Below are 12,564 nucleotides of genomic sequence, written 5' to 3'. Positions count from 1 at the left end.
GCAGCAGACTGTATCGCAATTCCACTCAGCAGGAGTGCACAATGGTTGCAAATGTCATGTTGATCGTCGAAAGGCAGTTCTCCTATCCTCAGCAGCGGGTGTTCCGGGCCTGGACCCTCCCCGAGGAGATGATGCTGTGGCGAGGCAGTCCCGGATGGCACGTCGAGCAGGAGAGTGTGAGCTCCGAGCCAAGACTCGGCGGCCGACATCACCACGTCAAGGTATGCGACAACGACCCCAGCGTCCGGGTCACCACGGACGCCACCTTCACCGAGTTCTTCGAACCGGACGTCTTCGTCGCCAAGCAGCGGATCACCGGTGATCCCGGCATCGACCCCGACGTCCCCATGGAGCTGCGCGTTGAGTTCGTCAAGAACGGACGCAACAGCTCCAGTTGCTTCGTGCGCATCGTGCAGGGCCCCTACGACCCATCCCGCGCCGAGTTCCACGCCAAGGGATGGGAACTCGAACTCGACCGCCTCCAGGAGTTCCTGGCGGCCAATCCTGAAGGGGTCACCCGATGAGCGCCACCGTGGTGCGGCAGAAGCCGCTCATGACGATGCGGCAGATCCTGCTGATGAACCTGGGATTCTTCGGAATCCAGTACTCCTTCGGGATGCAGCAGACCGCCGTCAACCCGATCTACACGATGCTGGGGGCCAACCCTGAGGAGATGCCACTGCTGAACCTGGCCGGACCCATCACAGGTCTGCTGGTCCAACCGATGATCGGTGCGATCTCCGACAAGACCTGGGTCCCGAAGTGGGGACGACGACGTCCCTTCCTGCTCATCGGGGCCATCGGCTGCTCCATCGGCCTGTTTCTGTTCCCCTTCGCCTCCGCGGTGTGGATCGCGGTGCTGCTGCTGTGGCTGCTGGACGTCTCGAACAACACCGCGATGGAACCGTACCGGGCCTTCATCTCCGACAAGCTGCCTCCCTCGCAGCTGGCCAAGGGATTCCTGGCACAGTCCTTCTTCACCGGTCTGGGCATCACCCTGGCCAATGTCTCCCTGTTCATCTTCAAGGCCCTGCTCGGTGAGAGCGCGATGGGCAACGGCATCTACTACTGGGTGATGTCGGCCTTCATGCTGGGCACCGTCGCCTCCCTGGCCACCGTGCTGATCTCGGTGCTGTCCACCAAGGAGATCGAGCCGAGCCCCGAGGAGTTGGCGGAGATCCGCAGGAACAAGCTGTCCTTCGGCGGTGCGGTCAAGGAGATCTGGGACGCCCTCCTCGACATGCCCGTCCAACTGCGCAAACTGGCCTTGGTCTACCTGTTCCAGTGGTATGCCATGAACTGCTACTGGCAGTACGTCTCCTTGTCGGTGGCGAAATCCGCCTTCAACACCACCGACACCAAGAGCTCAGCCTATGCCGACGCCGTCGCCTGGACCGGTCTGGTCAACGGCGGCTACAACGTCGTCACCTTCTGTGTCGCCTTCGCCCTGGTGGCGATGGCGAAACGTTACGGGGCGAAGTACGTCCACACCGGCTGCCTGTTCCTGGCCGCCCTCGGACTGGCCTTCTTCCCCCACATCACCGACAAGTACCTGCTGTTCGTGCCGATCATCGGGCTCGGCATCGCATGGGCCTCGATCATGGGGGTGCCGTACATCATGGCGGTGCGCATGGTCCCGTCCACCCGTTACGGCGTCTACATGGGCATCATCAACATGATGATCGTCATCCCGATGCTGATCCAGACCATCACCTTCGGCACCGTCTACAGGTGGATCGGTGACGACCCCGGCCATGCCATCACCTTCGCCGCGGTGTTCCTCGCCCTGGCAGGTGTCGCGATGCTGTGGATCAAGGAACCGCCCATCGTCAAGGACGTCGACGACCTCTCCGTCCCAGCACCTGCTGGGCATTGACCAGTGAAGGAGGAGACATGCTCAAGGACTACACCACCATCGTGGTCGGAACCGACGGTTCCGAGTTGGCAGGCCCAACGGTCACCCGTGCCGCATGGATCGCGGTCAAGGAGGAGGCCGAGCTGGTCATCGTCTGCGCCTACGGCGGTGGTTCCCGCCGCGGCGACGCAAAGATCAACCTCGGTGACACCACCGCCAGCCGTCTCGGCCAGGTACCGGGAAAGGAGGCGGCCACCCGGGCCGTCCAGCACGCCCAGGACATCGCCCGTGCAGCCGGTGCGACGGTCAGGGCGGCACTGCTGGTGGAGGCCGACCCGGCAGACGCCCTGTTGGAGACCTCGAAGGAACGGCTCGGTGACCTCATCGTCATCGGTGCCATCCGGGACCGCTCCATCACCGGCCGTCTGCTCGGCGACGTCGCCCGCGAAGTGGTCAGCCGTGCCCACTGTGACGTGCTGATGGTGCGACCCTTCGGGGACGTGCCCCAGGGCGATCAGCACCGCCCGGAGAGCGACGGCTGAGCACCCCCGGTCAGGTCATGGGTCGAGCACCCATGACCTGACATGACGAACGGGGCCGCACCAACAGGTGCGGCCCCGCCGTGATTGCGGTTCAGAGTTCGATGAGCGCCTGGCCGCCCTGAACGGGCTCACCCTGGCTCACCAGGATCGCGGCCACCTTGCCAGCAGCCGGAGCGGTGATCTCGGTCTCCATCTTCATGGCCTCGAGGACCAGCAGGACCTGGCCTGCCTCGATCTCGTCACCCTCGTTGACGAGGATGCGGGCCACGGAACCGGCCAGCGGCGCCACGACGGCGTTGGAACTGACCGCGCTCACCGACGCGGTGGTGGGGGCGACAGGGGTGGGGCCGCCGCCACCGATCACGATGGGGCCGAGTCCGTGGCGCTCCTCCTCCTCGACCTCGACATCGATCTCGTACTCCGTCTGATTGACGGTCACCTTGAGCTTCATGGGTTATCTCCTTCAATCAGCGGGTGTGTGGGACAACACGGTTGTGGACCTGACCGCGGGAGGCCGCGGCCCAGCGGGACTGGGATCCGAAGCGCACGGCCCGGATCTTCGCCTTGTGCCCGAAGTACGCGGCGACGGCGGCGCCGATCGCCACGAGATCGGACTCGGGAATCTGCTGGCGGGACTCGAGCTTGGCGATGCGTTCCTCGAGGACCTTGAGCTGAGCGGTGAGCTTCTCGACCGCTGCGAGCAGCTCGGTGTTCGTGTCAGACATGGGCGTTCCGATCAGGCCGGGCCGAGGCCGTGCTTCTTCGGGGGCCGCACCTCGCGCTTGCCGACGAGCAGCTCGAGCGCCAGGGCGATCTCACGACGGGTGTCAGCCGGGTCGATGATGTCGTCGACGAGGCCCCGCGAGGCGGCCATGTACGGCGTGGAGAAGGTCTCGCGGTACTCCTCGACCAGTTCCTCACGCTTGGCGGCCTGGTCCTCGGCGGCCTCGATCTCACGACGGAACACGACGTTGGCCGCACCTTCGGCACCCATGACGGCGATCTCCGCCGTGGGCCAGGCGAACACCTTGTCGGCGCCGAGGTCCTTCGAGCACATCGCCAGGTAGGCGCCGCCGTAGGCCTTGCGCAGCACCACGGTGATCTTCGGCACCGTCGCCGCCGAGTAGGCGTAGAGCATCTTCGCGCCGTGACGGATGATGCCGCCGTGCTCCTGGGCCACGCCGGGCAGGAACCCGGGGACGTCGACGAGGTTGACCACGGGGATGTTGAAGGCGTTGCAGAAGCGGATGAACTTCGAGCCCTTGTCGGAGGAGTCGATGTCCAGCACGCCCGACATCACCGACGGCTGGTTCGCGATGATGCCGATGGTGCGGCCGTTGATGCGGCCGAACCCGACCACGATGTTCATCGCCCATCCGGCCTGGACCTCGAGGAAATCGCGGTGGTCGACGATCTCCGCGATCACCTCACGGATGTCGTAACCCTTGTTGGAGGCCGTCGGGATGATGCCGCGCAGCTTCTCGTTCGGCTCGATGGAGTCATCCGGATCGACGATCGGCGGCTCCTCGGTGTTGTTCTGCGGCAGGAAGCTCAGCAGCTTCTTCGCGATGAGGATGGCCTGCTCGTCATCGTCGGCCACGAAGTGCACCACACCGGAGCGGGCCATGTGCGCGTCGGCCCCACCCAGGGCGTCCTGGGTCACCTCCTCGCCCGTGACCTGCTTGATGACGCCAGGACCCGTGATGAACATGTGTGCCTTGCGGGTCTGGATGATGAAGTCCGTCAGCGCCGGGGAGTAGGCGGCACCACCGGCGCAGGGACCGGCGATGATCGAGATCTGCGGCACCGCACCCGAGAGCAGGACGTTGGCGTAGAAGACCTTGCCGTAGCCGGACAGCGAGTCGATGCCCTCCTGGACCCGGGCGCCGCCCGAATCGTTGATGAAGATGAAGGGCGTTCCGGTCTGCAACGATGCCTTGAGCATCTCGGTGACCTTGATGGAGTGGGCCTCACCGGCGGAGCCACCCATGACGGTGAAGTCCTGGGAGGCGAGGTGCACGGGACGGCCCATCACCGTCGCGGAGCCGGTGACCACGCCGTCGGCGGCCATGTCGGCCTTGTCCATGCCGAAGGTGGTGGTGCGGTTGCGACGGAAGGCGCCGGTCTCCTGGAAGGTGCCCTCGTCGATGAGCTCGGCGATGCGGTCACGGGCGGTCAGCTTGCCCTTGGCACGCTGCTTGTCCAGCTTGTCGAGGCCACCTCCGGCCTCGACCTTGGCGCGGGCCTCCTCGAGCTGCTGGAGGCGCTCGGCCATCGTGTGTTCCTTGGTCATGATGCTCCTCAGGCGGGCTCGACGGAAACGCTGTGCGAACGGCCAGCGATGGTGACGTTGTACTTGACGGGGCCGGAGATGCCCTGCGCCTTGCGCTTGGCGGCCTCCTCCTCGGCCTTGAGCTGCTCCGGGGTCTTGCCGACGTTCTTCGGCCCCTCAGCGCGGGTCTTGAAGAACCCGGGCGCGACCCCCGGGAACATGGCGTTGGTGAGGACGTCCTCCTCGGACCCGTCGGCCCCTTCGAGGGCGTTGGCCTGGGCGACCAGCTCGTCCCACTCGGGGGTGAGGGTGTCGGCGGGGCGGACGGTGATGGGATCCTTCTTCGCCTGGGCGCGGGCCAGTTCGATGACCTCCGCGTTGCGCTCGCCGAGGCACTCGCCGTAGTAGCCGAGCATCAGGTCGGCGAACTCACCGGTGAGCACCTTGTAGCGGCCCATGAGGACGTTGAACACGGCCTGCGTGCCGACGATCTGGGAGGACGGGGTGACCAGCGGCGGGTGCCCGGCGTCGGCCTTGACCCTCGGCACCTCCTCCATGACCTCACGGATCCGGTCGCCCGCCCCCTGGGCCTTGAGCTGCGACTCCATGTTGGACAGCATGCCGCCGGGGATCTGGGAGGAGAAGATGTCGGTGTCGACGAGTGTGGCCGACTCGAACTCGGCGTACTTCGGCCGAACACGGGCGAAGTGGTCGCGGATGCGGATGAGACGCTCCATGTCGAGGTCGGTGGTGTAGCCGGTGCCCTCGAGCATGGCGACGAGGGACTCCGTGGGGTTGTGGCCCGGGCCGAGGCTCATCGACGAGATGGCGGAGTCGACGACGTCGGCCCCGGCCTCGATGGCCTTCATGAGCGACACCAGGGTCACGCCGGTGGTGGAGTGGCAGTGGACGTTGATCTGGATGTCGCCGTAGGTCTCCTTGATGCCCCGGATGATGTCGTAGGCGGGCTGCGGCTGGAGGAGGGCGGCCATGTCCTTCAGGGCGATGGACTCGGCCCCCATGTCGATGAGCTGCCCGGCGAGCTTCACATAGCCCTCGACGGTGTGGACCGGGGAGATGGTGTAGCAGATGGTGCCCTGGGCGTGCTTGCCGACCTTCTTGACCGCCTGCATGGCGCGGGCCATGTTGCGGGGGTCATTGAGGGCGTCGAAGACGCGGAAGACGTCCATGCCGTTCTCGGCGGACTTCTCCACGAACTTCTCCACCACCATGTCCTCGTAGTGGCGGTACCCGAGGAGGTTCTGGCCACGCAACAGCATCTGCAGCCGGGAGTTGGGCATCAGTTCCCGGAAGGTGCGCAGCCGCTGCCACGGATCCTCGTTGAGGAATCGGATGCAGGCGTCAAAGGTGGCACCACCCCAACACTCCACGGACCAGTAACCGGCCGCGTCGATGTCGGCGCAGGCGTCGACCATGTCTTCCATGGCCATGCGGGTTGCCATCAAACTCTGGTGGGCGTCCCGGAGGGCTACTTCGGTGACGCCGATCTTTCGAGGACTCATGGTCCCTATCCAACCATGGAGGTGTTCTGACGGGGCACCCGCCCCCCTTGTTCGCGTGGCGCCGGCATTTCTGGTCCGACCAGGCCGCGACGAGGACAAACGCTTGAACGGTGTTCAAACTCACCCGGCCCCGTCACGGCACGCCCCAACCACCACCCTGGGCCGACGTGGATCAGCCCCGGGTCGCTGCCTCGACACCAGAACCTCATCCCACAAGCTCTTCTCCTCAGGTGTCGTCGTGACCTAACCTGACCCTCGTGTCTGATACCGCCGTCGATCCCACCCCCACCGTGACGCTGCGCCCCGCGAGGCCCTGGTGGCCTCGATTGAGGGACGCCCGCCGCCCCCTGCCGCGAGTCCTCGGGGTCGACGCCGCGCGTGGCCTCGCCGTGGTGGGAATGATCGTCGCCCACTCAGTGACCGATCGGGCCTTCGGGGAGGATCCTGCCGGGTTGCTCGGGTTCAGCCATGGCCGCTCCTCCATCCTCTTCGCGACGGTGGCGGGCGTGGCCCTGGCCATCATGAGCGGCGGGTCGAGGCCGCCGGAGGGAGAGGAACTGCTGCGGGTGAGGCTGCGCCTCCTCGGTCGAGCCATCGCCCTCATGGGCTTCGCCGCGATCCTGTCACTGATCCCCACCCCCATCTCCGTCATCCTGGCCTCGTATGCATTCTGGTTCGTCCTCGCCCTGCCAGCCCTGACATGGCGGCCGCGGACGCTGCTCATCGTGGCGGCATGTCACGCCCTGTTCGGCCAGTTGCTCACCGTCATGACCAGCACGTGGTTCGTGGAATGGGGGCGGCCGTATGCAAACGGCACCAGTTTCGTCCCGGAGATGCTGGCGAGCTCCGTCTTCCCCGCCTTCGTCTGGATGTCCTTCGTCCTGGCCGGCATGGCTCTGGGCCGATACGGCCTGGACAACATCGCGAGCCTCAGGGTCTTCCTCGCCACGGGCCTGGTGATGTTCATCGCCTTCGCCGCCCCCTTCCTCATCGAGGCCCGCTCCCTCGCGCCGCTGTTCGGCCAAGGCGAGAAGGGCTTCCCCACACCCAGCGTCTCCAGCAACGTGTTGCCCAGCGACTTCCCCACCGACCCCCTCTGCCTCACGGAGGACAACACCCAACTCGTCCCGTGCACCCAGGAGGAGTCGGAGCAGCAGCTGAAGACGATGACGCCGGAGCAGTGGGAGGCGCTGGACACGCTCATCAACCAGAAGCTCGGCATCGACCCGTCGGAGGGTTCAGGATCCTGGGATCCCGGCTCGATGCCGGGGGGATCCGGGTCGAGCGATGGGAAGATCATCGACCTGAGTCAACCCATCAACTGGAAGGCCGTGCTGTGGACTCTCACCCCCCACTCCGGCTCACCCTTCGAGGTACTGTCCTCCGGGGGCCTGGCGCTGGCCACCATCGCCGGCCTGGTCCTGCTGGGCCGGGTGAGGTGGAGCCGATTCGTTCTCTTCCCACTGATCGGAATCGGCTCCATGGCACTGACCGCCTACATGGCACACGTCCTCGTCATCCAGAGCCTCAGGGACCACGTCCTGGACCTCCATCTGGCGCTGGGACTCTCCCTCGGGCTGATCATCCTGTGCGCACTGTGGAAGCAGGTCTTCACCTCGGGGCCACTGGAACAGATGACCGGCGCGCTCGCCGACCGACTGGCCGGACATCCAAAGCGCTGATCCGCGCGCCATTTGGCCCCTTGTCACCCGGCCAGGATGCCCTCGAGTTCCCTGAAGGGGGCGACCTCGTCGGAGAAGCACTCGGAGATGGTCACCTCGCGGGACTTCTGTGATGGATCGTCGACGGTGAGCCGGTACTCGGGTGAGTCAGTGCACACCTGGCCGGTTCCCGCCCGAAGGGCCCGAGAGATCTCCGCAGCCGCTGCCTCACGTTCGGCCCCCGACAGGACACGGGTTCGCTCCTGAACCACCTGCTGTTGGGCGTCCCGCACCACGATGGTCACCGTGTCCCCGTCGACCCGGTAGCTGCGCTCCCCCTGCGGACCTGCGACATTGCCCTCGATGTGGCGCAGTTCATAGGACTCAGGGATCGCTTCACCGCCGCCCGCGGAACAGCCCAGGGTCATCACCACGGGGAGCAGCAGGACCAGCAACCGTCTCATGCCCCAAGGGTAGGGCTGGCCGGGATCAGTGGTTGGGTCGGCTGACCAGGGATTCGCCGCGGAGGATCCGTTCCAGACGCACCAGCGAGGAGTCGACGGTGTCACCGCTGCTGAGGTAGTTGCCCTGCTCCGGGGTGCTGAAATCGCGGATGATGGCCAGCTCACAGGCCGAGGGATCCTCCTCGCCGCGTTCCCGGATGTCCCGCAGGGTCTCCCCCGCGAGCTCGCAGGCCCGGGCATGCTCAGCCGTGCGGAGGGTCCGCACCTGGTCCCGCACCACCCGATCCGAGGAGTCCACCTCGACCAGCCTCACCCGCCGACCGATGACGGTGTAGCTCCGCGACCCGAGTGACCCCGTCGAGGTCCAACGCTTGAGGACCAGCTGGTAGGAGTCATCCTCCGCCACAGGGCTGCGGAGGTCGGGCGACACCGGGACGAGCGTCGCGAGAGCGGCGTGGAATCCAGTCATGCGAGCGAGGGTAGGGGGCACGGTTCACTGCAGGACACGTCGACTCGGCTGGCCTTTTGGTCATCTCAAGCTTGATCCCGACTCCTTGGCCAAAGGGGGGACTCACCCCGCGACCCCTGCCACGACTCCAACAACCCCCGGGCCCGCCTCGCGGTGGGGGCGTGGGCGTGGTCCACCAGCACGGCGACGGTCTCACGCAGCTCCTGCGGTGCCTCGTCGAGCCGCTCGAGCGCCTGCAGCACTTTCCGTCCGAGTGTGCGCGGCCCGCGTGGTAGGACGATGACGGCGAGTCCCACGAGTTCGGCATCGCTGAGCTGACCGGCGAGCACCAACTCGACGACGAAGGTCCAGGCGGCGCCGTCCAGCATGGGGAGGACCGCCATCAGTCGGGGTCGTTGCGCCTGCAGTCGATCCGCCAACCCAAGGGCCCGAAGCCAGTGGACGACGGACCGCTGGGAGGAGGGCCGGTCTCCGCGTTCCCACACGGTGAGGAGAGCATCCGTCAGGGCCGCGTCGTCGACCTTCTCGGCGGTGCGCAGCTCGGCAATCCCCGTCGCGACCTGTTCCATGTGCGCCTCGGGGTCGGCGAAGGGCACCAGGATGTCCCGCACCGCACAGGCGGCGAGGAAATGCTCCTGCCACCGCTGACCCGGCGCCGGGATGGCGCACTCCCCCGACCAGCACTTCCAGAAAGCGCGGCTCCCTGGCAGGGGTAGATCATGGTGGACGATGAGCAGTTCCACCAGGTCGACACCACCCCGCAGAACCAGCGGATCCGATGCCGCCAGGGCGACGACCTCTGCGGCGAAGCCCTGCCCCCGCTCCGCGACAGCCGCGAGGAACTCGCCCCGGAACGTCGGATTAGAACCGGTCCCGTCGATGACCGGCCACTCGCGGAGCGACCACAGGACCTGCTCCGCAGTGGCGCCGAGCCGGACGAGCAGGACCACCGCCCACCTGCCGAGGTCCCAAGGGCGCCATCCGTCATGGCTGGCGAGAGACGCGATGAGGGCCTCGGTGCTCTCGGTACGCGCCTGCGACCCGAACCCCTGCAACGCTCCAAGGAGGTGGCGGTACCAGGGTTCCTGATCCTCGGGGCCCCCCACCACACCGACACCCTCAGGACGGCCGAGCCGGGCGATCCGGAACCACTCGGGCTGGTCGAGTCCGTGGTCGGCGACCAGACGTGCCAGCAGCGGATAGGCCTCAAGGTCGCCACGCCCCGCGGCGGCGATCAGGCGACTCACCCACGGGGTCCCCTGATCCGAACAGAGCCGGACGAACTGCTCCCACGCTGCCGGTTCCGCCTCCAGCTGCTCCAGGCCCGAGGCCCTCATACCTGCCAGGACATGTCGGACCTCCCCGCCGCAACGGAGTGCGAGCACAGCACTCCTGGCAGGCACACCCATCACATGCAGCCGGGGGTGGAGCCGACGCGCCTGCGCGGGATAAGCCCGCATCACCTCATCATCCATGGGGCAATGCATGAGGTCGGACAGGCTCCGTGGCTGCATCACCCAGTCGATGAGCGCCTCATTGGGCATCCTCGGTCTCCTCTCCGCGGCAAGTGTGACAGCCATCCGCCGGGGACCGCCGCCACCCATGTCATCCTTATGGTCAGCTTTCTGCGAGCTCACATCAGGCCTTCGGAACATGCTGCCTAGTCAGCTGCATTCAGGTGACATCCCTCGTGCAACAGGAACGTCCCGATGTCCGAAAGCACACTGTCCAGGACCAATGGCGCTGACTAGGCTCGCCGCGTTTCCCAACCCCATCCGGCCTAGTACCCGCGTGAGGACATCCATGAAGAGAACCACGGTGGCGGTCGCCGCCCTGTCCCTGCTGCTCGCACCACTGGCACCACCGGCCACGGCCGATCCCGCTCCGGCGCCGCCGCCGTTCCAGAGCGAGAGATCCCCCGCGGAACGAGCGGTTCACAGCGACCCCAACGCCCCTCGTGAGGTCATGGTGCTGCTGAAGGACCAGCCCGCCGCACCGTCGCCCGGGCGAGAGGGCCTCGATGCGGTTCAGCGGGTGCTCAGCCGTTGGGAGGGCACCGAGGGCTTCACACTCCGTCGCCAGTTCGGGACACTCATCCACGGGTTCTCTGCGACCCTGCCGAAGAGCAGGATCCGGGAGCTGGCGGCCGACCCCGACGTCGAGAGTGTGGAGACCCTGAAGATCTACACCACCTCGATGCAGACGGCAGGCGACCTGACCCAGAGCGTCGCCGTCCGCAATGACATGGGAGTGGACGGCAGTGGCATCGTGGTCTCGGTCATCGACACGGGGATCGATCCCACCCACCAGGACATGCGCCTCGACGACGGCGTGACGAAGAAGCTCACCCCTCAGGGTGAGCTCGCCACCGACAAGATCCCCTACGGCTGGAACTACGCCGACGGCAACTCCAACTTCGTCGACACCGCCGGATCCATGCACGGCATGCACGTCGCCGGGATCGTCGCCGCCAACGGCGGGCCCGAGGCCGACGCCATCACCAACGGCCGCATCAACGGCATCGCCCCCAACGCCCAGCTCCTGGCGATGAAGGTCTTCTCCAACGACCCCGCCCAGCGAGGGGCGAAGGAGGATGACATCATCGCCGCGATCGAGGACTCCGTGAAGCTCGGCGCCGATGTCATCAACATGTCGCTGGGTTCCGCGAACGGCACGAACGAGTCCTCGGTCGGTCAGGGACGTGCGATCGCCGCTGCCCAGGCCGCCGGGGTCCAGGTGATCGTGGCTGCCGGGAACGAAGGGCTCAACGGCTCTCCCGGCGGGAACGAGATCGACTACTCGGAGATGCTGGACGACGGAACCATGGGTTCTCCAGCCTCGACCACCGAGGCGCTGGCCATCGCCTCGGTGGACAACACCCACGTGCTGGCCTCGCTCGCCCGGTTGACGGGAGCGGGAGGAACGGTGGAGCTGCCGTACAAGCTGCAGCGAGGCGACCTCGACCTCCAGGAGCATGACATCGTCTTCGCGGGGCTGGGACGCCCCGAGGAGTTCCCGGCCAACACCCGGGGCAGCTACGCCCTCATCGAACGCGGTGACCTGTCCTTCGCCGAGAAGTTCACCAACGCCGTCGAGGCCGGTGCGATCGGTGTCATCGTGTTCAACCATGAGACCGGGGGCGAGGCCTTCGCAGGCATGTCGGGGCTGGAGGAGTTCACCATCCCGGCAGCCTTGATGTTCCGATCCGTCGGACTGCAGCTCCGCGACGCCATCCAGGCCGCCGGAGGCACCGCACGCATCACCTTGACCAAGGACTCCACGGCCCTCCACGTCAGTGACTCACCCCGGGTATCCAGCTTCACCTCATGGGGAGCAACTCCGGAGCTGGACTTCAAGCCGCAGCTCGCAGGTGTCGGTGGAGATGTGTACTCCACACTCAACGACAACCGGTACAGCACCGACTCCGGCACCTCCATGGCAGCACCCCACGTCGCTGGCGCCTTCGCGTTGGCACTGACGAAGTACCGCGAACGCTACCCGGACCTCACCGCGGTGGAGCGGAACTCCCTGCTGCGCACCGCGATGGCCAACACCGCCAAGATCCTCGAACACACCCCCGGCCAGCCCTACGCACCCCGCCAGATCGGAGCCGGACTCGTCCAGACCCAGGATGCGATCACCACCCAGGTCTTCGCCACGGTCGAGGGTGAACCCCACATTGCCCTGCGCCAAATCGACGGACCCCGCACCTTCACCATCACCCTCACCAACCGAGGCGACCGCGACCACACCTTCACCACCGGCAGCACCTGCGTCA

12 protein-coding genes are annotated in these 12,564 nt (G+C 66.5%); 5 read left to right on the top strand and 7 right to left on the bottom strand.

Annotated elements, in window-relative coordinates; translation table 11 throughout:
- The first annotated feature begins 56 nt into the window (after nt 1-56).
- Genes EII35_RS12225 through EII35_RS12215 form a run of 3 tightly spaced genes read left to right on the top strand, consistent with a single transcriptional unit; the run spans nt 57 to nt 2,397 of the window.
- On the top strand, nt 57-524 hold the full coding sequence (locus EII35_RS12225) for an SRPBCC family protein (RefSeq protein ID WP_260465118.1): 468 nt from the start codon (nt 57-59) through the stop codon (nt 522-524).
- The gene (locus EII35_RS12220; RefSeq protein ID WP_125228749.1) at nt 521-1,876 is read left to right on the top strand and encodes an MFS transporter; all 1,356 of its coding nucleotides are present in this window, start codon (nt 521-523) and stop codon (nt 1,874-1,876) included. Before EII35_RS12225 ends, EII35_RS12220 begins: the two co-directional genes overlap by 4 nt.
- 17 nt (nt 1,877-1,893) lie before the next feature.
- Nucleotides 1,894-2,397 carry a universal stress protein gene (locus EII35_RS12215; RefSeq protein WP_124843257.1) on the top strand — a complete coding sequence of 168 codons (504 nt, stop codon included), beginning with the start codon at nt 1,894-1,896 and terminating at the stop codon, nt 2,395-2,397.
- Nucleotides 2,398-2,488: 91 nt separating this feature from the next.
- Here EII35_RS12215 and EII35_RS12210 read toward each other — a convergent pair whose 3' ends face one another.
- The 4 genes from EII35_RS12210 to EII35_RS12195 are packed head-to-tail and all read right to left on the bottom strand — an operon-like array spanning nt 2,489 to nt 6,192.
- Entirely contained in the window at nt 2,489-2,848 is a 360-nt protein-coding gene (locus EII35_RS12210; RefSeq protein WP_125228748.1) for a biotin/lipoyl-containing protein, read from the bottom strand.
- 16 nt (nt 2,849-2,864) lie between these two features.
- Nucleotides 2,865-3,122: a hypothetical protein gene (locus EII35_RS12205; RefSeq protein WP_125228747.1), complete on the bottom strand. Its 258-nt coding sequence runs from the start codon at nt 3,120-3,122 to the stop codon at nt 2,865-2,867.
- Nucleotides 3,123-3,133: 11 nt separating this feature from the next.
- The gene (locus EII35_RS12200; protein WP_125228746.1) at nt 3,134-4,690 is read right to left on the bottom strand and encodes an acyl-CoA carboxylase subunit beta; all 1,557 of its coding nucleotides are present in this window, start codon (nt 4,688-4,690) and stop codon (nt 3,134-3,136) included.
- Between the two features lie 8 nt (nt 4,691-4,698).
- Nucleotides 4,699-6,192 (bottom strand): methylmalonyl-CoA carboxytransferase subunit 5S, encoded by a 1,494-nt coding sequence (locus EII35_RS12195; RefSeq protein WP_125228745.1) that lies wholly within the window; start codon nt 6,190-6,192, stop codon nt 4,699-4,701.
- A gap of 257 nt (nt 6,193-6,449) precedes the next feature.
- Here EII35_RS12195 and EII35_RS12190 point away from each other — a divergent pair, with 257 nt between their 5' ends.
- Nucleotides 6,450-7,874: a heparan-alpha-glucosaminide N-acetyltransferase domain-containing protein gene (locus EII35_RS12190; protein WP_125228744.1), complete on the top strand. Its 1,425-nt coding sequence runs from the start codon at nt 6,450-6,452 to the stop codon at nt 7,872-7,874.
- Nucleotides 7,875-7,897: 23 nt separating this feature from the next.
- Here EII35_RS12190 and EII35_RS12185 read toward each other — a convergent pair whose 3' ends face one another.
- The 3 genes from EII35_RS12185 to EII35_RS12175 all read right to left on the bottom strand — a co-directional run bounded on the left by EII35_RS12185 (nt 7,898) and on the right by EII35_RS12175 (nt 10,330).
- Nucleotides 7,898-8,317: a hypothetical protein gene (locus tag EII35_RS12185; protein ID WP_125228743.1), complete on the bottom strand. Its 420-nt coding sequence runs from the start codon at nt 8,315-8,317 to the stop codon at nt 7,898-7,900.
- Between the two features lie 25 nt (nt 8,318-8,342).
- Nucleotides 8,343-8,786, bottom strand: a complete 444-nt coding sequence (locus tag EII35_RS12180) for a hypothetical protein (protein WP_125228742.1) — start codon at nt 8,784-8,786, stop codon at nt 8,343-8,345.
- Between the two features lie 65 nt (nt 8,787-8,851).
- Nucleotides 8,852-10,330 carry a hypothetical protein gene (locus tag EII35_RS12175; RefSeq protein WP_125228741.1) on the bottom strand — a complete coding sequence of 493 codons (1,479 nt, stop codon included), beginning with the start codon at nt 10,328-10,330 and terminating at the stop codon, nt 8,852-8,854.
- A gap of 259 nt (nt 10,331-10,589) precedes the next feature.
- On the opposite strand from EII35_RS12175, the gene EII35_RS12170 reads away from it, so the two are divergent.
- Nucleotides 10,590-12,564, top strand: a 1,975-nt coding sequence (locus EII35_RS12170; protein WP_185744310.1) for a S8 family serine peptidase, incomplete at its 3' end; no start/stop codon positions are given.

Source organism: Arachnia propionica (genome assembly GCF_003932785.1).
Lineage (GTDB): Bacteria > Actinomycetota > Actinomycetes > Propionibacteriales > Propionibacteriaceae > Arachnia > Arachnia propionica_B.
The sequence above is the reverse complement of the archived record's forward strand: the minus strand, read 5'-3'. Positions and strand labels throughout refer to the sequence as shown.

Bases quoted from the DNA above. Each gene is read 5' to 3' on its own strand.
- EII35_RS12225 (WP_260465118.1), top strand. From the start codon at position 57: ATGTTGATCGTCGAAAGGCAGTTCTCCTATCCTCAGCAGCGGGTGTTC.
- EII35_RS12220 (WP_125228749.1), top strand. From the start codon at position 521: ATGAGCGCCACCGTGGTGCGGCAGAAGCCGCTCATGACGATGCGGCAG.
- EII35_RS12215 (WP_124843257.1), top strand. From the start codon at position 1,894: ATGCTCAAGGACTACACCACCATCGTGGTCGGAACCGACGGTTCCGAG.
- EII35_RS12210 (WP_125228748.1), bottom strand. From the start codon at position 2,848: ATGAAGCTCAAGGTGACCGTCAATCAGACGGAGTACGAGATCGATGTC.
- EII35_RS12205 (WP_125228747.1), bottom strand. From the start codon at position 3,122: ATGTCTGACACGAACACCGAGCTGCTCGCAGCGGTCGAGAAGCTCACC.
- EII35_RS12200 (WP_125228746.1), bottom strand. From the start codon at position 4,690: ATGACCAAGGAACACACGATGGCCGAGCGCCTCCAGCAGCTCGAGGAG.
- EII35_RS12195 (WP_125228745.1), bottom strand. From the start codon at position 6,192: ATGAGTCCTCGAAAGATCGGCGTCACCGAAGTAGCCCTCCGGGACGCC.
- EII35_RS12185 (WP_125228743.1), bottom strand. From the start codon at position 8,317: ATGAGACGGTTGCTGGTCCTGCTGCTCCCCGTGGTGATGACCCTGGGC.
- EII35_RS12180 (WP_125228742.1), bottom strand. From the start codon at position 8,786: ATGACTGGATTCCACGCCGCTCTCGCGACGCTCGTCCCGGTGTCGCCC.
- EII35_RS12175 (WP_125228741.1), bottom strand. From the start codon at position 10,330: ATGCCCAATGAGGCGCTCATCGACTGGGTGATGCAGCCACGGAGCCTG.